This window comes from Pseudomonas sp. R1-15, assembly GCF_051132085.1.
Taxonomy (GTDB): Bacteria; Pseudomonadota; Gammaproteobacteria; order Pseudomonadales; family Pseudomonadaceae; genus Aquipseudomonas.
Window position 1 is genome coordinate 446687 of sequence record NZ_CP071660.1, and the last position, 23912, is coordinate 470598.

The 23912-nt window shown below is 62.5% G+C and carries 16 protein-coding genes; 12 read left to right on the forward strand and 4 right to left on the reverse strand.

Annotated features, from left to right (window positions below):
- Positions 1-255: 255 nt before the first annotated feature.
- From J3P97_RS01945 to J3P97_RS01955, 3 genes are all read right to left on the reverse strand, one after another.
- Positions 256-951 carry an SPOR domain-containing protein gene (locus J3P97_RS01945; RefSeq protein ID WP_186639635.1) on the reverse strand — a complete coding sequence of 232 codons (696 nt, stop codon included), beginning with the start codon at positions 949-951 and terminating at the stop codon, positions 256-258.
- A 1-nt stretch (position 952) separates the two neighbouring features.
- Positions 953-2689, reverse strand: a complete 1737-nt coding sequence (argS, locus tag J3P97_RS01950) for an arginine--tRNA ligase (RefSeq protein ID WP_434673358.1) — start codon at positions 2687-2689, stop codon at positions 953-955.
- Positions 2690-2952: 263 nt separating this feature from the next.
- Positions 2953-5172: a primosomal protein N' gene (locus tag J3P97_RS01955; protein WP_434570162.1), complete on the reverse strand. Its 2220-nt coding sequence runs from the start codon at positions 5170-5172 to the stop codon at positions 2953-2955.
- A 292-nt stretch (positions 5173-5464) separates the two neighbouring features.
- Here J3P97_RS01955 and rpmE point away from each other — a divergent pair, with 292 nt between their 5' ends.
- From rpmE to J3P97_RS01970, 3 genes are all read left to right on the forward strand, one after another.
- Entirely contained in the window at positions 5465-5689 is a 225-nt protein-coding gene (rpmE, locus tag J3P97_RS01960; protein ID WP_305497356.1) for a 50S ribosomal protein L31, read from the forward strand.
- A 41-nt stretch (positions 5690-5730) separates the two neighbouring features.
- A complete protein-coding gene (locus J3P97_RS01965) occupies positions 5731-6522 on the forward strand; it encodes a thermonuclease family protein (RefSeq protein WP_434674497.1) in 792 nt (263 codons plus the stop codon).
- A gap of 177 nt (positions 6523-6699) precedes the next feature.
- Positions 6700-7968 (forward strand): malic enzyme-like NAD(P)-binding protein, encoded by a 1269-nt coding sequence (locus J3P97_RS01970; protein WP_434570160.1) that lies wholly within the window; start codon positions 6700-6702, stop codon positions 7966-7968.
- Positions 7969-8214: 246 nt separating this feature from the next.
- Here the strand turns inward: J3P97_RS01970 and J3P97_RS01975 are convergent, their stop codons facing one another.
- Positions 8215-10659 carry a penicillin-binding protein 1A gene (locus J3P97_RS01975; protein ID WP_434658331.1) on the reverse strand — a complete coding sequence of 815 codons (2445 nt, stop codon included), beginning with the start codon at positions 10657-10659 and terminating at the stop codon, positions 8215-8217.
- Between the two features lie 208 nt (positions 10660-10867).
- Between J3P97_RS01975 and J3P97_RS01980 the strand changes: the two genes are divergently transcribed.
- The 9 genes from J3P97_RS01980 to gltB all read left to right on the forward strand — a co-directional run bounded on the left by J3P97_RS01980 (position 10868) and on the right by gltB (position 23887).
- Entirely contained in the window at positions 10868-11932 is a 1065-nt protein-coding gene (locus J3P97_RS01980) for a pilus assembly protein PilM (RefSeq protein ID WP_434570158.1), read from the forward strand.
- Positions 11932-12498 carry a PilN domain-containing protein gene (locus J3P97_RS01985; RefSeq protein WP_434570156.1) on the forward strand — a complete coding sequence of 189 codons (567 nt, stop codon included), beginning with the start codon at positions 11932-11934 and terminating at the stop codon, positions 12496-12498. The genes J3P97_RS01980 and J3P97_RS01985 overlap by 1 nt, the downstream gene beginning before the upstream one ends.
- A complete protein-coding gene (gene pilO / locus J3P97_RS01990) occupies positions 12495-13118 on the forward strand; it encodes a type 4a pilus biogenesis protein PilO (protein WP_434602584.1) in 624 nt (207 codons plus the stop codon). The genes J3P97_RS01985 and pilO overlap by 4 nt, the downstream gene beginning before the upstream one ends.
- On the forward strand, positions 13115-13660 hold the full coding sequence (locus tag J3P97_RS01995) for a pilus assembly protein PilP (protein ID WP_434626461.1): 546 nt from the start codon (positions 13115-13117) through the stop codon (positions 13658-13660). Before pilO ends, J3P97_RS01995 begins: the two co-directional genes overlap by 4 nt.
- Positions 13657-15729: a type IV pilus secretin PilQ gene (pilQ, locus tag J3P97_RS02000; protein ID WP_434570151.1), complete on the forward strand. Its 2073-nt coding sequence runs from the start codon at positions 13657-13659 to the stop codon at positions 15727-15729. Before J3P97_RS01995 ends, pilQ begins: the two co-directional genes overlap by 4 nt.
- A gap of 4 nt (positions 15730-15733) precedes the next feature.
- A complete protein-coding gene (gene aroK / locus J3P97_RS02005) occupies positions 15734-16252 on the forward strand; it encodes a shikimate kinase AroK (protein WP_434673359.1) in 519 nt (172 codons plus the stop codon).
- Between the two features lie 138 nt (positions 16253-16390).
- Positions 16391-17491, forward strand: a complete 1101-nt coding sequence (aroB, locus tag J3P97_RS02010) for a 3-dehydroquinate synthase (RefSeq protein ID WP_305497349.1) — start codon at positions 16391-16393, stop codon at positions 17489-17491.
- Positions 17492-17501: 10 nt separating this feature from the next.
- On the forward strand, positions 17502-19088 hold the full coding sequence (locus J3P97_RS02015) for an AAA family ATPase (protein WP_434570149.1): 1587 nt from the start codon (positions 17502-17504) through the stop codon (positions 19086-19088).
- A 350-nt stretch (positions 19089-19438) separates the two neighbouring features.
- Positions 19439-23887: a glutamate synthase large subunit gene (gltB, locus tag J3P97_RS02020; protein WP_434673360.1), complete on the forward strand. Its 4449-nt coding sequence runs from the start codon at positions 19439-19441 to the stop codon at positions 23885-23887.
- Positions 23888-23912 lie beyond the last annotated feature (25 nt).

A 23912-nucleotide genomic window follows, 5' to 3' on the forward strand; every position in this document is an offset into this window, starting at 1 on the left:
CACGCAGCGGGGCGAAAATGCCCGGATGGAACTCATATGGGGGTGGCGTGGGTTTTTTCAACTGCGGGGAGGGGGAAGGGATGAGTGGTCCCCGGCTTCTTGCGCAGCGCTTTTGTGGCGAGGGAGCTTGCTCCCGCTGGACCGCGCAGCGGTCCAAGCTTTTGGGGCTGCTACGCCCGAGGCGTCGGACCGACCCAGCGGGAGCAAGCTCCCTCGCCACGAAAAGCCCCGATGCCACAAATGCTTTCGTCAGAATCAGCGGCTTTGGCGTTGTTGTAACAACAGGTTGCTGAAACCGCTGCCGGCTAGTTGTTTCTGGGCCTTCGTCAGCTCTTCGCGGTTGCTGAACGGTCCGACCAGTACGCGATACCAGGTTTCGTCCTTCACGGTTCCGGACTCCACCGACACCGACTGGCCCAGCAGAATGATCTGCGCCCGGACCTTGTCGGCGTCGGCTTCCTTGCGGAACGAGCCGGCCTGCAGGAAGAATTTTGTCACCGGCGCGGCCTTCTGCACCGGCGGGGCCGGTGGCGGCGTAATGCCGGCCAGGGCGGCCTGGGCGCGGGCGGTGTCGATCTTCGCCGCTTCGGCTGGGGTCACTGGCGTGGTCGGCACCTGCGGCGTCGGCAGGGTTTTCTCCGGCACCGCATCGGGCGGCACGATGACCTCCGATTCCGGCAGCAAGGTGTAGAAGTCGTATTTCGGCTTCACCGGTTGTGTCGGGCTCGGCGGGGTCTTGTTGGCCTCGGCGATCCGCGTGGCTTTCTGCTGCTCTTGCCGAACACGCTTGACGTCATCGCCCTGGCCCGGTTCCAGCTTCATCAGGAATACGATGAATGCGCCGACAGTCAGGCCGATCGCCATCCACAACCAGCCCGGAATCGGCTGTTTGGCCGGAGGCTGGTAACGACTGGCGCCGCGTTTGGGTGCAGGTTTTTTCTTGGCGGCCAAGTTACATACGCTCCAGCGTTTCCAGGCCCAGCAGTTCCAGGCCTTGCTTGAGCGTGCGCCCGGTCAGCGCGGCGAGGCGCAGGCGGCTCTGCATTTGTGCCGGGGTCTCGGCGTTGAGGATCGGGCAATTCTCGTAGAAGCTGGAAAACAGCCCGGCGACGTCGTACAGGTAGGCGCACAAGGTGTGCGGCGTGCCCTTGTCGGCCACGTTGTTCAGGACTTCACCGAACTGTGCCAGCCTGGCCGCCAGCTCCTGCTCGTGGGCGGCTTCAAGGACGATCTGGCCCTCGATTTCGTCGAAGCCCTTGCCGAGTTTGCGGAACACGCCCGCCACGCGGGTGTAGGCGTACAGCAGGTACGGTGCGGTGTTGCCTTCGAAGTTGAGCATCAGGTCGAAGTTGAAGCTGTAGTCGCTGGTGCGGTGCTTCGACAGGTCGGCGTATTTCACCGCGTCGATGCCGACCACCTTGGCGATCTTGCGCAGTTCGTCTTCGGCCAGCTCCGGGTTCTTGCCCTTGACCAGGGTGTACGCACGGTCCTGGGCTTCGGTGAGCAGGTCGATCAGCTTCACCGTGCCGCCATCGCGGGTCTTGAACGGGCGGCCATCGGCGCCGTTCATGGTGCCGAACCCCATGTGTTCCATTTCCATCGGATGGGTCACGAAACCGGCCAGGCGGGCCACTTCGAACACCTGCTGGAAGTGCAGGGCCTGGCGCTGGTCGACGAAATACAGGACCCGATCGGCCTTCAGCACGCCGTTGCGATAACGCACGGCCGCCAGGTCAGTGGTGGCGTAGAGGTAGCCACCGTCGGCCTTGACGATGATCACCGGCAGCGGTTCGCCATCGGCGGTCTTGAACTGGTCGAGGAACACGCACTGGGCGCCGTTGCTTTCCACCAGCATGCCTTTGGCCCGGAGGTCGTTGACCACGTTGATCAGGTCGTCGTTGTAGGCGCTTTCGCCCATCACGTCGGCCATGCTCAGCTTGACGTTCAGCAGCTCGTAGATCTTCTGGCAGTGGGACAGCGAGATGTCCTTGAACTTTGTCCACAGCGCCAGGCACTCGGCATCGCCGGCCTGCAGCTTGACCACCAGGCCACGGGCGCGGTCGGCGAACTCGGGCGACTCGTCGAAGCGTTGCTTGGCGGCGCGGTAGAAGTTTTCCAGGTCCGACAGCTCGTCGCTGGTGATCGGGTTTTCCTCCAGGTAGGCCATCAGCATGCCGAACTGGGTGCCCCAGTCGCCGACGTGGTTCTGGCGGATCACCGTGTCACCGAGAAACTCCAGGACGCGCGCCACGCCATCGCCAATGATGGTCGAGCGCAGGTGGCCGACGTGCATTTCCTTGGCGAGGTTGGGGGCCGACAGGTCGACCACGGTGCGCTGCAACGGGCCGGCCTTGCGTACGCCTAGGCGCTCGTCGGCCAGGGCCGCGTCAAGCCGCGAGGCCAGCGCCTGGGTATTCTGGAAGAAGTTGATGAACCCGGGGCCGGCAATTTCGGCCTTGGTGACGTTTTCGTCGGCCGGCAATGCGGCGATGATCTTTTCCGCCAGGTCGCGAGGTTTCATGCCGGCCGGTTTGGCGAGCATCATCGCGATGTTGCTGGCAAAGTCACCGTGGGTCTTGTCGCGGGTGTTCTCGACCTGAATCGCCGGCGACAGGCCTTCTGGCAGCACACCTTCAGTGACGAGTTGGGTGATGGCTTGCTGGATAAGCTGGCGAATGGTGTCTTTCATGGTCTTCTCTTTCAACCGCAGGCGCGGCGGCGCTTCGATGCGCTGGTGGAAAAACTGGGCATTATCCGTGGCGCGGGCGAGCTTGCCAACTGTAGCGGGTCGGGTGGGTATGTGCGGCGACTATTCTTGCTGGCCTGGATGTACGCAATCCCCTGTGGGAGCGAGCTTGCTCGCGATAGCGGTCTGGCATTCAATATTCATGCAAGCTGATCCGCCGCCATCGCGAGCAAGCTCGCTCCCACAAGGGCCAGGTTAGCGATCCATTAATACAAATCCACCGGATCCACATCCAGCGACCAGCGCACCGCCCGCCCGCTGGGCAGTTGTTCCAGTACCAGCAACCAGGCGCTCAGCAACCGATGCAGCGGTGCGCGGGCATTGGCCTGTAATAAAAGCTGTGCGCGATAACGTCCCGCCCGCCGTTCCATCGGAGCCGGCACCGGGCCCAATAGTTCGATCCCGCTGAGGCTCTGTTCCGCCAGCAGGCGCTCGGCCTCGCTGCACGCTTCGTCCAGGAAGCCTTCGGCCTGTCCTGGCTTGTGGGCCTCGGCCCGCAGCAGCGCTAGATGGGCGAACGGCGGCAGCCCGGCGGCGCGACGTTCGCTCAAGGCCTGCTCGGCGAAGGCGAAGTAGCCCTGCTCGGTCAGCTGGATCAGCAGCGGGTGGTCGGCCAGGTGGGTCTGGATAATCACTTTGCCCGGTTCCTCGGCCCGTCCGGCGCGGCCCGCGACCTGGACGATCAACTGCGCCATGCGCTCGCTCGCGCGGAAGTCACCGGAAAACAACCCACCGTCGGCATCCAGGATCGATACCAGCGTCACGCGCGGGAAATGATGCCCCTTGGCGAGCATCTGCGTGCCCACCAGGATGCACGGCTGGCCTTTCTGGATCGTGGCGAACAGCTGATTCATCGCATCCTTGCGCGAGGTGCTGTCGCGATCCACCCGCAGCACCGGGTAATCGGGAAACAGGATGCCCAGGCGCTCTTCGGCGCGCTCGGTGCCGGCGCCTACCGGGCGCAGGTCCACTTTCCCGCACTGCGGGCAGTGCCTCGGCACTCGCTCGGAATGTCCGCAATGGTGGCAGCGCAGTTCGCCGTAGCGCTGATGCACGGTCATTCGCGCGTCGCAGCGTTCGCAGCCGGACATCCAGCCGCAGTCATGGCACAGCAGGGTCGGGGCGAACCCTCGGCGGTTGAGAAACACCAGCACCTGCTGCCCAGCGGCCAGGGTCTGGCCGATGGCTTGCTGCATCGGTCCGGAAATGCCGCTGTCCAGCGGACGGCTTTTCACATCCAGGCGCAGGAAGCGCGGCTGCTTGGCGCCGCCGGCCCGCTCGTTGAGGCGCAGCAGGCCGTAGCGACCGGTGTAGGCGTTGTGCAGGCTTTCCAGGGAGGGCGTAGCCGAGCCGAGCACGATCGGGATGTTTTCCTGGCGAGCCCGCACCAGCGCCAGGTCACGGGCGTGGTAGCGCAGGCCTTCCTGCTGTTTATAGGAGCCGTCGTGTTCTTCATCGATGATGATCAAGCCGGGGTTTTTCATCGGCGTGAACAGCGCCGAGCGGGTGCCGATGATGATGTCGGCCTCGCCGTCGCGCGCGGCGAGCCAGGCTTCCAGGCGCTCGCGGTCGTTGACCGCCGAATGCACCAGGGCGATGCGCGCATTGAAGCGCTGCTCGAAGCGCGCCAGCGTCTGTGGGCCCAGGTTGATTTCCGGAATCAGCACCAAAGCCTGCTTGCCGGCTTCAAGGGTCTGACGGATCAGTTGCAGGTAGACCTCGGTCTTGCCGCTGCCGGTGACGCCCGCCAGCAGAAAGGCGTGATAACTGTCGAAACCCGCGCGAATCGCCTCGCAAGCGGTCCGCTGTTCGGCGTTGAGCGGCAGTTCCGGCTGGGCCAGCCAGTGTTCGTGGCGCGCGTCGGGGGCGTGCCGGCGGACTTCTACCTGGACGAGATTCTTGGCCAGCAGCAGGTCAAGGCTGTCCTTGCTGAGCATCAACTTGCTCAACAGCTGGTGCGCTACCCCATGGGGATGCTGGGCCAGGGTCGCCAGGGCCTCGCGTTGGCGCGGTGCGCGGGCGATGCGCGGGTCATCCAGCGAGGCGCCCGGCGTCACCGACCAGAATCGCTCCTGGCGTGCCTCGGCCGGTTCGCCCTGGCGCAACAGCACCGGTAACGCCCAGCTCAGGGTGTCGCCCAGGCTGTGCTGATAATACTGTGCGGTCCACAGGCACAGTTTGAACAGCGCCGCGGGCAGCGGTGGCGTGGCGTCGAGCAGCGCCAGGGCAGGTTTGAGCTTGTCGACCGGCACTTCGCTGTGATCGGTGACTTCCACCAGGATCCCGATCATTTCCCGCCGGCCGAACGGCACCCGCAGGCGCATGCCCGGCTGCAACTGGGCGCGTGTCACCCCGGCCGGGGCACGGTAGTCGAACAGACGGCGCAGGGGCGATGGCAGGGCGAGGCGCAGGATGGCGTCGGGCACGCGGGAGGGTCTCGATAGACAAGCAAATTCAGAAAACCTGGCGCGATCCTTGTGGGAGCGAGCCTGCTCGCGAAAGCGGAGCGTCAAGCAATACTCATGCGACGGGTCCACCGCCTTCGCGAGCAGGCTCGCTCCCACAGAGGAGCTGGCGCATGAGGCGGGGAGCCTAGCAGACGGTTGGTACAAGTTGTAGCTTGCGTGATTAATCTTGTCTGGTAGAATCCGCGGCCTAATTACGTGCGGTATTCAACAATAGTGTTGGGTGGCGGCACGCTAGCCTGAGGAAAACACCATGAAAACCGATATCCATCCGGACTACCCAGTTGTGGCCGTAACCTGCAGCTGCGGCAACAAGTTCGAAACGCGTTCGACCTACGGCAAAGCCCTGGCGATCGACGTTTGCAACGAATGCCACCCGTTCTACACCGGTAAGCAAAAGACTCTGGATACCGGCGGCCGTGTTCAGAAATTCGCCGATCGTTTCGGTGCTTTCGGCAAAGTTACTCCAAAAGCCTGAGGCTGATCATCTTGGAAAGTCGTTCCGGCTATTCCAGGCTGATGAAAAAGGCGTCCCTAGCGGGCGCCTTTTTTGTGTCCGCGATTTGGCTCTCTGGTGCCCAGGCGGCGTGCCCGTCCCCGGTTGGACTGCCCGACGTGGCCGTGCAACGGGTAGTCGATGGCGACACCTTGTACCTCAGCGACGGTCGTCGCATCCGCATGATCGGTCTCAACAGTCCGGAACTGGGAAAGCGCGGGCGTGCTGACGAGCCGTTTGCCGTGGTGGCGCGCCAGCGGCTCGAGGCGCTGGTGGCTGCCAGCGCCGGTCGGGTCAGGGTGTCGCCTGGCAAGGACGACCGGGACGACTACGGGCGCACGCTGGCCCATGTCTATGACCAGCAAGGTCGCAACCTGGAAGAGCAGTTGATTGCCGAGGGGCTGGGTTACCTGGTCGCGGTTGCGCCGAATGTCGACCTGGTCGAATGCCAGCAGGCGGCGGAGCGCAAGGCGCGGCAAGCCGGCCTGGGGCTATGGAAGAAGTCACCCGTCGTGCGCGCGGAGCAGATCAAGGCGCCCGGTTTTGCGCTGGTCAGCGGCCGCGTAGACAGTGTGCAACGCAATCGCGGCGGGATCTGGATCGAGCTGCAAGGCTCGGTTGTCCTGCATATTTCCGCCAATTTGCAGCGAAGCTTTGACGCTTCGATGCTCAAGGGCCTGGAAGGCCGGACCATCGAGGCCCGTGGTTGGGTTGTCGATCGCTCTCGGCGCGGTGCGGCCAGGCCCGGGCAGGCGCGGTGGATGTTGCCTCTGACTGATCCGGCAATGTTGCAGGCAGTGCTCAGGCGGAAATAATTGTAGACATTTTTTGACGTTATTGTATCCATGAAGCCCTTGTGTTTCCTGGCTCTTGGCCCAAAGTCGTAGGGCAGGGCGCTTGACAGCAGTGACTGGTCAGTCTTGTAGGGACTTTGCGAGGCGCGTATCCTCGGCGGTCCGTCTGTCCAACACAGTAAAAAGCGGAATGCCCACATGTCTGATCTGAAAACTGCCGCTCTCGAATATCACGCTAATCCTCGTCCAGGAAAGCTGAGTGTCGAGCTCACCAAGGCCACCGCCACTGCCCGCGACCTGTCGCTGGCCTACAGCCCCGGCGTAGCCGAGCCAGTACGCGAGATCGCTCGCGACCCTGAGCTGGCCTACAAATACACCGGCAAGGGCAACCTGGTTGCAGTCATTTCCGATGGCACCGCGATTCTCGGCCTGGGTAACCTCGGCCCACTGGCCTCCAAGCCGGTCATGGAAGGCAAGGGCGTGCTGTTCAAGCGCTTCGCCGGTATCGACGTGTTCGACATCGAAGTCGATTCCGAAAGCCCGCAGGCCTTCATCGACACCGTCAAGCGCATCTCCATCACCTTCGGCGGCATCAACCTGGAAGACATCAAGGCACCTGAGTGCTTCGAGATCGAGCGCGCCCTGATCGAACAGTGCGACATTCCGGTTTTCCACGATGACCAGCACGGTACCGCGATCGTGACCGCAGCCGGCATGATCAACGCCCTGGAAATTGCCGGCAAGACCCTGCCGGAAGCCAAGATCGTCTGCCTGGGCGCCGGCGCCGCGGCCATCTCCTGCATGAAGTTGCTGGTGAGCATGGGCGCCAGGATTGAAAACATCTTCATGGTTGACCGTACCGGCGTGATCCACTCCGGCCGTGACGACCTGAACCAGTACAAGGCCGTGTTTGCCCACGCGACCGACAAGCGCTCCCTGGCGGACGCACTGGACGGCGCCGATGTCTTCGTCGGCCTGTCGGGTCCGAACCTGCTGAGCCCGGAAAACCTGCTGCGCATGGCGCCGAACCCGATCGTGTTCGCCTGCTCGAACCCGGACCCGGAAATCTCCCCGGAACTGGCTCACGCCACCCGCAGCGACGTGATCATGGCCACCGGCCGTTCGGACTATCCGAACCAGGTCAACAACGTACTGGGCTTCCCGTTCATCTTCCGTGGCGCCCTGGACGTTCGCGCCAAGCGCATCAACGAAGAAATGAAAGTCGCCGCCGCCAACGCCCTGCGCGAACTGGCCAAGCTGCCGGTGCCTCAGGATGTGTGTGACGCCTACGGCGGCATCAAGCTGGAATTCGGTCGTGAGTACATCATTCCGAAGCCAATGGATGCGCGCCTGATCACCCTGATCTCCGACGCCGTGGCCAAGGCCGCGATCGAGACTGGCGTGGCCACCCTGCCGTATCCGAAGAACTACCCGCTCAAGAGCGTGGATGACGTGTTCAACGGCTAAGCCGTTGTAGCGCTTCAACAAAAAGCCCCGGCTCGTGTGAGCCGGGGCTTTTTTTGTCAGTTTGGTTTGGTGTGAGATTCGAGGGCCTCTTCGCGAGCAGGCTCGCTCCCACATTGGAATGCAATCCCTGTGGGAGCGAGCCTGCTCGCGAAGGCGGACGTGCAGTCGATTTAATGTTTCACAATACCTGATTCATCAAAAAGCCCCGCGCTTCTCTCGAAGGCGGGGCTTTTCGGTGGCGTCCGGTCAGAACAGATCGATCGGCGCTGCCTCATCCGCCGGCAGCGGGCTGCCCGGCGCTACACCGTTGCCCAACTCATTGGCCGACGGCGGCGTGTCTTCGCTCTTGAACAGCTCGAAGTACGCGCCAGGCGTGCCTGGGGTGGCGGCGCGACCGCTGACCGGGTCGACCCGCAGGCTGAGGATGCCTTCCGGTTCTGGCTGGGTGTGGGGTGGCCGGTCCTTGAGGGCGGCGCCCATGTAGGTCATCCAGATCGGCAGCGCCACGGTACCGCCGAATTCGCGACGACCCAGGCTCTCGGGCTGGTCGAAACCGGTCCAGACGGTGGTCACGTAATCGCCGTTGTAGCCCGAGAACCACGCATCCTTCGATTCGTTGGTGGTACCGGTCTTGCCGGCCAGGTCGGTGCGACCCAGTGCCAATGCGCGCCGGCCGGTGCCGAGCTTGATCACATCCTGCAGCATGCTGTTGAGGATGTAGGTGGTACGGCCGTCAACGATGCGTTCGGCGATTGCCGGCGCTTGCGGTACGCCAGGGGCGGTGGTGGCTTCGCCGCCAGTTGCGTTGACCGTGAAGGTCTCGGCGGCGGGGGCGGCGACGCCGTCGCTGGCCTGCTCGCCTGTCGGTACTCGTGGCGGGTTGGCGACAAACAGCGTTTCGCCGTTGCGGCTTTCGATCCTGTCGATGATGTACGGCGTGATCTTGTAGCCGCCGTTGGCAAAGGTGCTCCAACCCGTGGCGATTTCCATTGGCGTCAGGGTCGCGGTGCCCAGGGCCAGGGACAGGTTGCGCGGCAGATCCTGCTTGTTGAAGCCGAACTTGCTGATGTAATCGATGGTGCGGTCCACGCCCAGCGCTTGCAGCAGGCGGATCGAGACAAGGTTGCGGGACTTGTAGAGTGCTTCGCGCAGGCGAATCGGGCCGAGGAAGGTGTTGGTGTCGTTCTTCGGTCGCCAGACCTTGTCGAGGTACTCGTCGACAAACACGATCGGCGCATCGTTGACCAGGCTGGCGGCGGTGTAGCCGTTATCCAGCGCAGCGCTGTAGACGAACGGCTTGAAGCTCGAGCCCGGTTGGCGCTTGGCCTGCAAGGCGCGGTTGTAATTGCTCTGCTCGAAGGCGAAACCACCCACCAGCGAGCGGATCGCGCCATTCTGCGGGTCCAGCGACACCAGCGCGCCTTGGGCGGCAGGTATCTGACTGAACTTGAGGGAGTTGTCCGGCTGGCGCTGTACGCGGATCAGGTCGCCGACCTGAGCGACGTCCGATGGCTGCCGCGGGTTGGCGCCCATGCTGTTGGTATTGAGGAACGGACGGGCCCATTTCATGGTGTCCCAGGCCACGTGCTCTTCGGACTCGCCATTGCGGGTCAGGACCTTGATGCCGTCCTTGTCCACCTGAGTGACGATCGCCGGCTCCAGGCTGCTGATGGTGCGCTGCTTGGTCAGCTCCAGGGCCCAGGCTTCCTTGGTCTTGCCTGGCAGGCGCGATTCCGGCCCACGGTAGCCGTGGCGCTGGTCGTAGGTCATCAGGCCTTCATGGAGCGCGGTATTGGCCATTTCCTGCAGGTTGCTCGGCACCGTGGTGGTGACCCGGAAACCTTCGGTATAGGCGTCGCTGCCATAGCGCCCGACCATCTCGGCCCGGGCCATTTCGGCGATGTACGGGGCATTCACTTCCGGCGTCGGCACGTGATAGCTGGCGTTCAAGGGCTCGTTGATCGCGGCGGTGTAGTCGGCTTCGCTGATCTTGCCGAGCTTGTACATGCGCCCCAGGATCCAGTCGCGACGTTCCTTGCTGCGTGCCGGGTTGGCCAGCGGGTTGAAGCGCGACGGTGCCTTGGGCAGGCCGGCGATCATCGCCATCTGCGCCAGGCTCACATCGCGGATCGACTTGCCGTAATACACCTGCGCCGCCGCTTCGATGCCGTAGGCGCGGTTGCCCAGGTAGATCTTGTTCACGTACAGCTCGAGGATTTCATCCTTGGTCAATTGCCGCTCGATCTGCAGGGCCAGGAGGATCTCGGTGGTCTTGCGCGAGAAGCTGCGCTCGCTGGTCAGGAAGAAGTTCTTGGCGACCTGCATGGTGATGGTGCTGCCGCCGGACTGGATGTGGCCACTCTTGACCAGCTGGCTGGCGGCGCGCATCAGGCTACCCGGATCGACGCCATAGTGGTTGGCGAAGTTGTCGTCTTCAGCACTTAGTAACGCATTGATGAAATTGGGCGGAATGTCGGCGAAACGGATGGGTGTGCGGCGCATTTCGCCAAATTCGGCGATCAATTTATTGTCGCTGCTGTAGACCCGCAGAGGAATCTGCAACTGAATACTTCTCAGCGCCTCCACGGACGGCAATCCCGGACTAAGGTAAAGAAAGGCACCACTCAGACCCAGGAGCAGTCCGCAGAAAACCGCGACGATGGACCATCCGAAAAATTTCAGCAGACGAATCAAGGCTTTTGGATATCCAGGCAAAGAATGAAAAAGGCGCCAGGTTCAGGGAAGGACCCATGCCAGCAACAAAGCGAAAAAAAACGCTGGGCATTATAAGCATTTTTTTTCGTCGGAAACGCCATCCGGACGTCCGTCGGACCGGGGGGATTGAACGCAATTCATATTAGAGAGTCCGTAACTCACGGATAGTCATAGGGAATTGGTAGTGCTACGACTCTTCAATAAAAAAGCCCACACACTTCTGGGGATCGACATCAGCTCGACGTCGGTGAAGCTGCTCGAATTGAGCCGTCAGGGCGATCGTCTGCGTGTCGAGTCCTACGCTGTCGAGCCGTTGCCAGCCAATGCCGTGGTGGAAAAGAACATCGCCGAGCTGGAAGGGGTGGGCCAGGCGCTTTCACGAGTGCTGGCCAAGGCCAGGACACCCTTGCGCAACGTGGCGGTGGCCGTGGCGGGGTCGGCGGTTATCACCAAGACCATCGAGATGGATGCCGGGCTGTCCGATGACGACATGGAGAACCAGCTCAAGATCGAGGCCGACCAGTACATTCCTTATCCACTGGACGAAGTGGCGATCGATTTCGAGGTGGTCGGCGTATCGCCTCGCAGCGCCGAGCGTGTCGAGGTGCTGCTGGCGGCTTGTCGCAAAGAGAATGTCGAGGTGCGCGAGGCGGCGCTGGCGCTTGCCGGGCTGACGGCCCGGGTGGTCGATGTGGAAGCGTACGCGCTGGAGCGTGCGTTCGGCCTGCTCGCCACTCAGCTGGCGGCATCCCAGGAACGCCTGACCGTGGCGGTCATCGACATCGGAGCCACGATGACTACGCTCAGCGTGTTGCACAACGGGCGCATCATTTATACCCGCGAGCAGTTGTTCGGTGGGCGCCAGCTTACCGAGGAAATCCAGCGCCGTTATGGCCTGACGCCGGAGCAGGCCGGCCTGGCAAAAAAGCAGGGCGGCCTGCCGGACGACTATCTCGGCGAAGTGCTGCAACCGTTTCGTGAAGCGCTGGTGCAGCAAGTGTCGCGTTCCCTGCAGTTTTTCTTCGCTTCAGGTCAGTACAGCGCAGTGGACCACATCCTGCTGGCGGGAGGGACGGCCTCGGTCGCGGGCCTCGACCGTTTGATCGAGCAGCGCCTGGGCACACCTACCCAGGTGGCCAACCCGTTTACCAATATGGCCTTGAGCAGCAAGGTCAATGCCGGTGCCCTGGCCAGTGATGCGCCAGCCCTGATGATTGCCTGCGGGCTGGCCCTCAGGAGTTTCGACTGATGGCGCGGATCAACCTGCTTCCCTGGCGCGAAGAACTGCGCGAAGAGCGGCGCAAGCGCTTCTTGCTGGCATTGGTGGGGGCGCTGGTCGGTGCGGTGGGGTTAACGCTGCTGGCGGCACAGTACCTGAGCAACGAGATCGACTACCAAATGGCGCGCAACGCCCATCTGACCGGGGAAATCGCCGTGCTGGACGAGCGCATCAAGCAGATCAGCGAGCTGAAGGCCCGGCGTCAGCAACTGTTGGAGCGCATGCGGATCATCCAGGACTTGCAGGGCAACCGGCCGGTCAGTGCGCGCATTTTCGATCAACTGGCGCGGACCCTGCCGGACGGGGTGTTTTTCACTGAAGTGAAAATGGAAGAGGGCACGCTCTCCATCAAAGGGGCCGCGACGTCAAACAACCGGGTCTCGGACCTGATGCGCAACCTCGACTCGTCGGAGCTGTTCGATGCGCCCAGCCTGACGGAGGTCAAGGCCACCACGGCGGGCCAGCTCGACCAGGCCAATGTCTTCCAGCTGACGGTTCGCCAGACCCGTCCGGCCGATGCGGAGGACGCCCAATGAAGCCGGCGGAGTGGTTCGACGCGCTGCGCAAGATCGATCTCAGTGACCTGGACACCAACAACGTCGGTTCATGGCCAACGCCGGTCAAGTGGCTGGCCGGCATCATGCTAGTGATCCTGGTGCTCGGCCTGGGCTACAACTTTGCCCTCAGTGACCTGGAAAACCAGCTGCAGCAGGTCCGTGAGGAGGAGAACACCCTCAAGGCGCAATTCGCCGGCAAGGCGCACATGGCGGCGAACCTGGAGCGCTACACCGAGCAGATGAAGCAGATGGAAACTTCCTTTGGCGTATTGTTGCGGCAATTGCCCAGTGACACCGAAGTGCCGGGCCTGCTGGAGGACATCACGCGCACCGGCCTGGGCAGCGGCCTGGAGTTCGAGGAGATCAAGTTGCTGCCGGAGGTCACCCAGCCGTTCTACATCGAGTTGCCGATCCAAATCACTGTGACCGGCGGCTACCATGACCTGGCGACCTTCGTCAGTGGCGTAGCCGGGTTGCCCCGGATCGTCACCCTGCACGATTTCGAGATCGCGCCGATGGAGCCGGAGGCGGGGACGAAGCTGCGCATGAACATCCAGGCCAAGACCTACCGGTACAACGAGCAGGAGGCGCAGCCATGACGCCGGTCTGCCGCCTGGGTCTGCTGGTCGGGCTGGTTGCGCTGGCCGGGTGCAACAACGACAACGGTTTCAGTGACCTGGATGCCTACATGAACGAGATGCGCCTGCGCCCGCCCGGCAAGATCGAGCCAATGCCGACGTTCAGGCCTCACGAAACCTTTACCTACAGCGCGGCCAACCTGCGCAGCCCTTTTTCCCGGCAGGTCCCAGTCGATCAGGCTGGTCGACAGCAGGGCTCGCGCAACGTCCGACCCGACCCGAACCGAGTCAAGCAATACCTGGAAGGCTTCAACATCGAGCAATTCGAGATGGTCGGTACGATCTCCAATGCCAGTGGCTCTTTTGCGCTGTTGCGTGGCGCGGGTGGGGTACACCGGCTGAAGGTCGGAGATTACCTGGGGCGTAACGACGGGCGGATCATCGCTATCAGCGCCACCCAGGTTGAAGTGGTCGAAATCGTTCCCGATGGCCAGGGCGCCTGGCTGGAGCGGCCGCGGACCATTCCCTTGAAAGAGCACTCAATAGTGGAACTCCAACAATGAACAGGATTTTTTCAGCCCTCGGTATTTCGCTATGGATAGCGTTGTTGTCGCCGGTGGTTCATGGCGCCAGCCTGAAAGCGCTGGACGTGGCGGCGCTACCGGGGGACCGGGTCGAGTTGAAGTTGACCTTCGACGGGCCGCCGCCCAAGCCCCGTGGTTATACCACCGAGCAACCGGCCCGGATTGCGCTTGATCTGCAGGGGGTGACCAGCCAACTGGCCAGCAAGAGCCGCGACCTGGGCAGCGGCAATGCCCGCAGCGCCACCGTGGTCGAGGCGGGGGATCGGACCCGGTTGATCATCGGCCTTACGCAATTGGCACCCTATGACACGCGCGTGGAGGGCAACAACCTGTTTGTGGTGGTTGGCAAGGGCGCGACCCCGAGGAGCCCAACCCAACCCGCTCGCCCGGCAGCCCCCGTCCCTGCGCCTGCCAGGGCTCGCGCCCCGGCGGGCAAGGCCATTCGCGGGGTGGATTTCCAGCGCGGGACCCAGGGCGAAGGCAATGTGGTGATCGATTTGTCCGATCCGTCGATCGCCCCGGACATCCAGGAGCGCGAAGGCAAGATCATCCTCGATTTCGCCAGGACCCAGTTGCCCGAGCCGCTGAGGGTGCGCCTGGACGTCAAGGATTTCGCCACCCCGGTGCAGTTCATCAATGCCAGCGCCGGCTCCGATCGCGCCACCATCAGCATCGAACCCAGCGGAACCTTCGATTACTCGACCTACCAGACCGACAACAAGCTGACCGTCAGTGTCCGGCCGATGACCGTCGAGGACCTGCAAAAACGCGATACCGATCGAGCCGCCTATAACGGCGAAAAACTGTCCCTGAACTTCCAGGACATCGAGGTGCGTTCGGTGCTGCAGCTGATTGCCGATTTCACCAACCTCAACCTGGTGGCCAGCGATACGGTGCAGGGCGGTATCACCCTGCGGTTGCAGAACGTGCCGTGGGATCAGGCGCTGGACCTTGTGCTCAAGACTAAGGGGCTCGACAAGCGCAAAGTGGGTAACGTGCTGTTGGTGGCGCCGGCCGACGAGATCGCCGCCCGCGAACGCCAGGAGCTGGAATCGCAGAAGCAGATTGCCGACCTCGCCCCGTTGCGCCGCGAACTGCTGCAGGTCAACTACGCGAAGGCGGCGGACATCGCCAAGCTCTTCCAGTCGGTGACCAGTGCCGAGGCCAAGGCCGATGAGCGCGGTACGATCACGGTGGATGAGCGGACCAACAACATCATCGCCTACCAGACCCAGGACCGGCTCGACGAACTGCGGCGGATCGTGGCGCAGCTGGATATCCCGGTGCGCCAGGTGATGATCGAGGCGCGTATCGTCGAGGCCAACGTCGACTACGACAAAAGCCTGGGCGTGCGCTGGGGGGGCTCGATACAGAACAAGGGCAACTGGAACTCTTCCGGAGTGACCACCGGTGATTCCACCACCATCGGTACGCCGGGCAGCACCAGCACCAACCAGCCATTCGTCGACCTCGGCGCCTCAGGCAACACCTCGGGGATCGGTATCGCGTTCATCACCGACAACGTACTGCTCGACCTTGAGCTGACGGCCATGGAGAAGACCGGCAACGGTGAAATCGTCTCACAGCCCAAGGTGGTGACCTCCGACAAGGAGACGGCAAAAATCCTCAAGGGCACGGAGATTCCCTACCAGGAGGCCAGCTCCAGCGGCGCCACCTCGGTGTCGTTCAAGGAGGCCTCGTTGTCGCTTGAGGTCACGCCGCAGATAACCCCGGACAACCGCATCATCATGGAGGTCAAGGTCACCAAGGATGAGCCGGACTACCTGAACAAGGTCCAGGATGTACCGCCGATCAAGAAAAACGAGGTCAACGCCAAGGTGCTGGTCAATGACGGCGAGACCATTGTGATTGGGGGCGTTTTCTCAAATACTCAGAGCAAGGTTGTAGATAAGGTGCCATTTCTTGGCGATGTGCCGTATCTTGGCCGCCTTTTCCGGCGTGATGTGGTTTCGGAGAAAAAATCCGAGCTGCTGGTATTTCTCACTCCGCGTATCATGAACAACCAGGCGATTGCTGTGAGTCGTTGATTCTGTGCGAAATTTGATTCTTGTTGGGCCGATGGGGGCTGGAAAAAGCACCATCGGTCGTTTGCTGGCCAAAGAGCTGCGCCTGCCATTCAAAGATTCCGACAAGGAAATTGAATTGCGCACGGGCGCCAATATCCCATGGATCTTCGATAAGGAAGGCGAACCGGGCTTTCGCGACCGCGAGCAGGCGATGCTTGCCGAGCTGTGCGGTTTCGAAGGCGTGGTGCTGGCCACCGGTGGCGGCGCGGTCATGCGCGAGGCCAATCGTCGGGCGCTGCATGCCGGCGGACGGGTGGTCTACCTGCACGCGTCAGTCGAACAGCAGGTGGGTCGCACCGCCCGTGATCGCAACCGGCCGCTGTTGCGCACCGCCGACCCGGCCAAGACGCTGCGGGACCTGCTGGAATTGCGTGATCCGCTGTATCGGGAAATTGCCGACCTGGTCATCGAAACCGACGAACGGCCGCCACGGATGGTGGTGCTGGAAATTCTCGATCGCCTTCAGCAACTGCCACCCCGTTAATGCGCCGAGCGAAATGCGCTATCCTCGACGTCCCGTTTTGGCTCGACTGGGTTGTGGCGGATGGCCATTAACTGAGACACCGTGGACTTCGTTAATTGCAGGTAGGGATGCCTGATTTCATCTTCACTGTGGGGACACATGCAGACACTTAAGGTCGACCTGGGCGAGCGCAGCTACCCGATTCATATTGGCGAAGGCTTGCTCGATCAGCCCGAACTGCTGGCGCCGCATATCGCCGGACGGCAAGTCGCAATCATCACCAACGAAACCGTCGCTCCTTTATATCTGGAACGCTTGACTCGCAGCCTGTCGGCTTTTTCCGTCATTTCCGTCGTACTGCCCGACGGTGAAGCGTTCAAGAACTGGGAAACCCTGCAATTGATCTTCGACGGCCTGCTGACTGCGCGTCATGATCGTCGCACCACGGTGGTAGCCCTGGGCGGCGGCGTGATCGGCGACATGGCCGGGTTCGCCGCAGCGTGCTATCAACGCGGTGTGGATTTCATCCAGATTCCTACCACGCTGCTATCGCAGGTCGATTCGTCCGTGGGCGGAAAGACCGGCATCAACCATCCGCTGGGCAAGAACATGGTGGGCGCGTTCTATCAGCCCAACGTGGTGCTTATCGACACCGCCTCCCTCAAGACGTTGCCGGCCCGTGAACTGTCCGCAGGCCTGGCTGAAGTGATCAAGTACGGGCTGATCTGCGACGAGCCGTTCCTGGGCTGGCTCGAAGAAAACGTCGACCGCCTGCGTGCGCTGGATCAGCAGGCCCTGACTTACGCGATCGAGCGCTCTTGCGCAGCCAAGGCTGCCGTGGTCGGTGCCGATGAGCGCGAATCGGGTGTGCGTGCCACGCTCAACCTCGGCCATACCTTCGGTCATGCCATCGAAACCCATATGGGCTATGGCGTCTGGCTGCACGGTGAGGCCGTTGCCGCAGGGACGGTCATGGCCCTGGAAATGTCCGCGCGCCTGGGTTGGATCAGCCAGCAGGAACGCGATCGTGGTATTCGCCTGTTTCAACGTGCCGGGTTGCCGGTGGTTCCGCCGGAAGAAATGACCGAGGCGGATTTTCTTGAACACATGGCAATCGACAAAAAAGTGATCGACGGTCGTCTGCGTCTGGTGCTGCTGCGCCGCATGGGCGAAGCGGTAGTGACCGACGATTATCCGAAAGAGGTTCTACAGGCCACGCTGGGAGCGGATTACCGCGCCCTGGCTCAGCTTAAAGGTTAATAAGATTCCGATGACTAGTCTGCATGCCGACGAGGCGTTCCTCGGCCATTTCCAATTGAGTCATGACCCTTTCGCTCCGCGGGTCCCGGGCTTCAAGTTTTTCCCTGCCCAACGCAAGCCAGTGCTGGGCCAGTTGCACCATCTGGCCCGCTACAGCCAATTGCTGCTGGTGGTCACCGGCCCCCAGGGCAGTGGCAAGACCTTGCTGCGCCAGGCCCTGGTGGCCAGTACCAACAAGCAGTCGGTGCAAAGCGTGGTGGTATCGGCCCGTGGTGCGGGTGATGCCGCGGGTGTGCTGCGCCAGGTGGCCCAGGCTCTGAATGTCGCCCAGGCGGAAATCGGCGCGATTCTCGACCAGATCGTACAATTGGCGCTCACCGGACAGGAAGTCTACCTGCTGGTGGACGATGCCGAACAACTCGACGAATCGGCCCTGGAGGCACTGCTGGCCCTGGCTGCCGGCGCGCCGGAAGGCCGTCCTCATGTGTTCCTGTTCGGTGAGTCGTCGCTGATCGCCGAGCTGGACCAGTTGGAGCTCGAGGAAGAGCGTTTCCACGTTATCGAACTGGCGCCCTACACCGAGGAAGAAACCCGTGAATACCTGGCCCAGCGGCTGGAGGGGGCTGGCCGGGGTATCGAACTTTTCACCGCGGATCAGATCTCTGAGATTCACGAAAGCTCCGACGGCTGGCCTGGCAACATCAACCAGGTGGCCCGAGATGCTCTGATCGAAATCATGATCGCCAGCCGCTCAGCGGTGAAGCGTCCAAGTATGGGGTTCAACATGCCGAAGAAACACGTATTGGCGATTTCCGCCGTTGTCGTGGTTGCGGTGGCCGCCGCCTGGCTGATGCCAGGTCGCAACAAGGCACCGACCACCGGCGCACCTGCCAACGAACAGGCACAGCTGCCTCTCGGTCAGGGCACGCCGCAACCCAACGGTGGTGCGCCGGCGGTGGAGTTTGCCGGCAATACCCAGCCGATGCCGCTGCCGTTGGTCGGCCAGTCGCAACCGGTCATGCGCGGTCCCTTGGCAGAAGCCGCGGGGGGCATCACCGAAGGCGATGATGGCGCGCCGCCGCCGATCGATGACAGCAGCGACGTGCCGCCAACCGTGACCACCACGGCACCACCTGCGGGCGTGCCGGCCGGTCCGGCACCGACGCCGACACCTGCCCCGGCCGCCAAACCGACCCCTGCGCCAACCCAGGTCGCCACCGCCAAGCCGGCCCCGACGCCGGCCGCCCCAGCGGCCAAGCCAGCACCGGCGCCTGCGGCCAAGCCTGCCGCCGCCCCGGCCAAAGCCACGGGCGGTAGCTGGTACGCAGGTCAGGCACCGGGCAACTACGTGGTGCAGATCCTCGGCACCAGCTCCGAAGCCACTGCGCAGAACTTCGTCAAGGAGCAGGGCGGCGAGTACCGTTATTTCAAGAAAGTGCTCAACGGCAAGCCGCTTTATGTCATCACCTACGGCAGCTTTGCCAATCGTGACGCAGCCGTTTCCGCCATCAAGGCCTTGCCAGCGAAGGTTCAGGCTGGTAAACCTTGGCCTCGCACTGTCGCCAGCGTCCAACAGGAACTGGCAGCAACTCGCTGATGATTCGGCGGCCTTACCCAGGCCGCCTCTCCCGGCAACCTCAAAATTTCCGCAAGGGCGGGCGACCTTTCAGGCCGCGCGCCTTGTGGTGTCTGCGTCACAGTAGCGTTTGAGTCGTAGCGGTCGAACCCAAAAAAGTTTTGACTAGCACAGCATATAGCTTTAAACCTTTCACAAATGCGACATGGATTTGCGACAGTTCGTCGTCAAATTTGTGAGCCTCTGTGTCGGTGTGTACAATGACCTCCCTTTTGCCCCCGCAAAGCTGGCGTACGTTCGGCGCGGCACGCAACTGGCTGAATTGAAAAGAAATTTGCCTCGCTAAGAGGCAGCCTGGTGAGAAAGTGTCTATGAAAGCAGGTCTGTACCAACCAGATGAATTCAAGGATAACTGCGGTTTCGGCCTGATAGCCCATATGCAGGGCGAGCCCAGTCATACCCTTTTGCAAACGGCCATTGAGGCCCTGACCTGCATGACCCACCGTGGTGGGATCAACGCCGATGGCAAGACCGGCGACGGCTGTGGCTTGCTGATTCAAAAGCCTGACGAGTTCCTGCGTGCCATCGCCCAGGAAACGTTTGGCGTGACCCTGCCCAAGCAGTACGCCGTGGGCATGGTGTTTTTCAACCAGGACCCGGTAAAGGCACAAGCCGCTCGCGAGAACATGAACCGCGAGATCCTCGCCGCCGGCCTGCAACTGGTCGGTTGGCGCAAAGTGCCGATCGACACCAGCGTCCTCGGCCGCCTGGCCCTTGAGCGCCTGCCGTTGATCGAGCAAGTGTTCATTGCCGGTGAAGGTCTGAGCGACCAGGAAATGTCGATCAAGCTGTTCAGCTCCCGTCGTCGTTCGTCCGTGGCCAACGCCGCTGACACCGACCACTACATCTGCAGCTTTTCCCACAAGACCATCATTTACAAAGGCCTGATGATGCCGGCGGACCTCACCGCCTTTTATCCGGACCTGAGCGATGAGCGCCTGAAAACCGCGATCTGCGTATTCCATCAGCGCTTCTCCACCAACACCCTGCCGAAATGGCCGCTGGCCCAGCCCTTCCGTTTCCTCGCCCACAACGGCGAGATCAACACCATCACCGGCAACCGCAACTGGGCCCTGGCCCGTCGCACCAAGTTCGCCAATGACCTGATGCCGGACCTCGAAGAGCTCGGCCCGCTGGTCAACCGCGTGGGCTCTGACTCCTCGAGCATGGACAACATGCTCGAACTGATGGTGACCGGCGGCATCGACCTGTTCCGTGGCGTGCGCATGCTTGTTCCGCCAGCCTGGCAGAACGTCGAAACCATGGACCCGGACCTGCGCGCCTTCTACGAATACAACTCCATGCACATGGAGCCGTGGGACGGCCCGGCCGGTATCGTCATGACCGACGGTCGCTACGCGGTGTGCCTGCTCGACCGTAACGGCCTGCGTCCGGCGCGCTGGGTCACCACCACCAATGGTTTCATCACCCTGGCGTCGGAAATCGGCGTGTGGAACTACCAGCCCGAAGACGTCATCGCCAAGGGCCGCGTGGGCCCTGGGCAGATTTTCGCCGTGGACACCGAGACCGGGCAGATCCTCGACACCGACGCGATCGACAACCGTCTCAAGTCCCGTCATCCGTACAAGCAATGGCTGCGCAAGAATGCCTTGCGCATCCAGGCGACCATGGAAGACAACGACCACGGCTCGGCTTTCTACGACGTCGACCAGCTCAAGCAGTACATGAAGATGTACCAGGTGACGTTCGAAGAGCGTGACCAGGTGTTGCGTCCGCTGGGCGAGCAGGGCTACGAAGCGGTCGGCTCCATGGGCGATGACACGCCGATGGCCGTGCTGTCCCAGCGCGTGCGCACGCCATATGACTATTTCCGCCAGCAGTTCGCCCAGGTGACGAACCCGCCGATCGACCCGCTGCGCGAAGCGATCGTGATGTCCCTGGAAATCTGCCTCGGTGCCGAGCGCAACATTTTCCAGGAGTCGCCGGAACACGCTTCGCGGGTGATCCTCAGCTCGCCGGTCATCTCCCCGGCCAAGTGGCGCTCGCTGACCAACCTTGATCGCCCGGGCTTCGAACGTCAGGTCATCGACCTGAACTACGACGAAAGCGTCGGCCTGGAAGCGGCGATCCGCAACGTCGCCGATCAAGCTGAAGAAGCCGCGCGTGCCGGTCGTACCCAGATCGTCCTGACCGACCGTCATATCGCGCCCGGCAAGCTGCCGATCCACGCCTCGCTGGCCACCGGCGCGGTGCACCATCGCCTGACCGAAAAAGGCCTGCGCTGCGATTCCAACATCCTCGTGGAAACCGCCACGGCTCGCGACCCGCATCACTTTGCGGTGCTGATCGGCTTTGGCGCCTCGGCGGTGTACCCGTTCCTGGCCTACGAAGTGCTGGGCGACCTGATCCGTACCGGTGAAGTGCTGGGCGACCTCTACGAGGTGTTCAAGAACTACCGCAAAGGCATCACCAAGGGCCTGCTCAAGATCCTCTCGAAGATGGGTATCTCGACTATCGCCTCGTACCGTGGCGCGCAGTTGTTCGAGGCTATCGGCCTGTCCGAAGAAGTCTGCGAGCTGAGCTTCCGTGGTGTCCCGAGTCGCATCAAGGGCGCCCGTTTCGTCGACATCGAAGCCGAGCAGAAAGCCCTGGCCGCCGAAGCCTGGAGCCCGCGCAAGCCGATCCAGCAGGGCGGTCTGCTGAAGTTCGTCCACGGTGGCGAATACCACGCCTACAACCCGGACGTGGTCAACACCCTGCAAGCCGCCGTGCAACAGGGTGACTACGGCAAGTTCAAGGAGTACACGGCGCTGGTGGATAACCGCCCGGTGTCGATGATCCGCGACCTGCTCAAGGTCAAGACCCTCGACACGCCGCTGGATCTCAGCGAAGTGGAGCCGCTGGAGTCGGTACTCAAGCGTTTCGACTCCGCCGGCATCTCCTTGGGCGCCTTGTCTCCGGAAGCCCACGAAGCCCTGGCCGAAGCCATGAACCGCCTCGGTGCGCGTTCGAACTCCGGCGAAGGCGGCGAAGACCCGGCGCGCTACGGCACCATCAAGAGTTCGAAAATCAAGCAGGTGGCCACCGGCCGCTTCGGTGTGACCCCGGAATACCTGGTCAACGCTGAAGTGCTGCAGATCAAGGTTGCCCAGGGCGCCAAGCCCGGCGAAGGCGGCCAGTTGCCTGGCGGCAAGGTCAACGGCCTGATCGCCAAGCTGCGCTACGCGGTGCCCGGCGTGACGCTGATTTCGCCGCCGCCGCACCACGACATCTACTCGATCGAAGACTTGTCGCAACTGATCTTCGACCTCAAGCAGGTGAACCCGAAGGCCCTGGTCTCGGTAAAACTGGTGGCGGAAGCCGGCGTCGGCACGATTGCCGCCGGCGTGGCAAAAGCCTATGCCGACCTGATCACCATCTCCGGCTACGACGGCGGCACCGGTGCCTCGCCGCTGACCTCGATCAAGTACGCTGGCGCGCCGTGGGAACTGGGCCTGGCCGAAACCCACCAGACCCTGCGCGGCAACGACCTGCGCGGCAAGGTGCGGGTGCAGACCGACGGTGGCCTGAAGACCGGCCTCGACGTGATCAAGGCCGCCATTCTCGGTGCCGAGAGCTTCGGCTTCGGTACCGCGCCGATGATCGCCCTGGGCTGCAAATACCTGCGCATCTGCCATCTGAACAACTGCGCCACCGGCGTGGCGACCCAGAACGAGAAGTTGCGCAAGGATCACTACATCGGCACCGTCGACATGGTGGTGAACTTCTTCACCTACGTGGCCGAAGAGACCCGTGAGTGGCTGGCCAAGCTGGGCGTACGCTCGCTGGAAGAGCTGATCGGCCGCACCGATCTGCTCGAAGTGCTCGAAGGCCAGACCGCCAAGCAGCATCACCTGGACCTGACCCCGTTGCTGGGCAGCGACCTGATCCCGGCGGACAAGCCACAATTCTGCCAGGTCGATCGCAACCCGCCGTTCGACAAGGGCGAGCTGGCCGAGAAGATGGTCGACATGGCCGCTTCGGCGATCAATGACCTGAGCGGTGCTCAGTTCGAGCTGAATATCTGCAACTGCGACCGCTCCATCGGCGCGCGGATTTCCGGCGAGATCGCCCGCAAACACGGCAACCAGGGCATGGCTCACGCGCCGATCACGTTCCGCTTCAAGGGCACGGCCGGGCAAAGCTTCGGCGTCTGGAACGCCGGCGGCTTGAACATGTACCTGGAAGGTGACGCGAACGACTACGTGGGCAAGGGCATGACCGGCGGCAAACTGGTCATCGTTCCGCCCAAGGGCAGTGTCTACCGGACCCAGGACAGTGCGATCATCGGCAACACCTGCCTTTACGGCGCCACGGGCGGCAAGCTGTTCGCCGCCGGCACCGCGGGTGAGCGTTTCGCCGTGCGTAACTCCGGCGCCCACACCGTGGTGGAAGGCACCGGCGATCACTGCTGCGAGTACATGACCGGTGGTTTCGTCTGCGTACTGGGCAAGACCGGTTACAACTTCGGCTCAGGCATGACCGGCGGTTTCGCCTATGTGCTCGACCAAGACAACAGCTTCGTCGACCGGGTCAACCACGAACTGGTGGAAATCCAGCGGATCAGCGGCGAGGCGATGGAAGCCTACCGCAGCCACCTGCAACGCGTGCTGAACGAATACGTCGAGGAAACCGACAGTGAGTGGGGTCGTGAACTCGCCGAGAACCTCGATGACTACGTACGTCGTTTCTGGCTGGTCAAGCCGAAAGCGGCCAACCTGAAATCGTTGCTTTCCAGCACCCGTGCCAACCCGCAGTGATATGCGCCTGAAGAGTTTGATGAGG

Coding starts and splice junctions, on each gene's coding strand:
- rpmE (WP_305497356.1), top strand. CDS start 5,465: ATGAAAACCGATATCCATCCGGACTACCCAGTTGTGGCCGTAACCTGC.
- J3P97_RS01970 (WP_434570160.1), top strand. CDS start 6,700: ATGTCTGATCTGAAAACTGCCGCTCTCGAATATCACGCTAATCCTCGT.
- J3P97_RS01985 (WP_434570156.1), top strand. CDS start 11,932: ATGGCGCGGATCAACCTGCTTCCCTGGCGCGAAGAACTGCGCGAAGAG.
- J3P97_RS02015 (WP_434570149.1), top strand. CDS start 17,502: ATGACTAGTCTGCATGCCGACGAGGCGTTCCTCGGCCATTTCCAATTG.
- J3P97_RS01995 (WP_434626461.1), top strand. CDS start 13,115: ATGACGCCGGTCTGCCGCCTGGGTCTGCTGGTCGGGCTGGTTGCGCTG.
- gltB (WP_434673360.1), top strand. CDS start 19,439: ATGAAAGCAGGTCTGTACCAACCAGATGAATTCAAGGATAACTGCGGT.
- argS (WP_434673358.1), bottom strand. CDS start 2,689: ATGAAAGACACCATTCGCCAGCTTATCCAGCAAGCCATCACCCAACTC.
- J3P97_RS01965 (WP_434674497.1), top strand. CDS start 5,731: ATGAAAAAGGCGTCCCTAGCGGGCGCCTTTTTTGTGTCCGCGATTTGG.
- aroB (WP_305497349.1), top strand. CDS start 16,391: ATGCAGACACTTAAGGTCGACCTGGGCGAGCGCAGCTACCCGATTCAT.
- pilQ (WP_434570151.1), top strand. CDS start 13,657: ATGAACAGGATTTTTTCAGCCCTCGGTATTTCGCTATGGATAGCGTTG.
- pilO (WP_434602584.1), top strand. CDS start 12,495: ATGAAGCCGGCGGAGTGGTTCGACGCGCTGCGCAAGATCGATCTCAGT.